This is a genomic window from Bradyrhizobium sp. Kon56, assembly GCF_055807635.1.
The window spans coordinates 1-382 of the sequence record NZ_JBVVOU010000192.1 but is presented as its reverse complement, the minus strand read 5'-3'; the positions used below and the strand labels follow the sequence as shown (position 1 = coordinate 382).

Genomic DNA, 382 nt, shown 5'->3' with positions numbered 1-382 from the left:
CCTCTGCAGTGCGCGCGCCCAGCGGCATATCTTGAGGTGCGTCGGCGAGAAGCTGCCCAACGTCGACTTGGCCCGGCACGGAGTGTTCGGAGGTGAGCTGGTTGGGAAGATCGACAATGGGGGCCGCCGACCCCGTGCCGAGATTGGAAGCGGCATCAGCTACCTTCATTTCGGGTACAGGCGGCTGAGATTGCTCGGGCGGTGCGGAGCGCAGCACCTCCGCGCGCGCATCAACGACCGCGCTCCACCTCGTCCCGTTCTCGTCCAAACTGGCGCTGCGGTCTTTGGCCATGCGAGCCCGAATCGGCTTCTTCACCGTCGCGATGCCCTCGGCCAGGAACCAGCATTTGCGGCGACCGTCCATTCGGTAGACCCAATGCTG

1 pseudogene is annotated in these 382 nt (G+C 65.2%); it reads right to left on the bottom strand.

The window, feature by feature from the left end:
• A pseudogene (locus AC0L3B_RS38585) lies at positions 1–364 on the bottom strand (hypothetical protein); the annotation flags it as partial.
• Between the last annotated feature and the right edge of the window lie 18 nt (positions 365–382).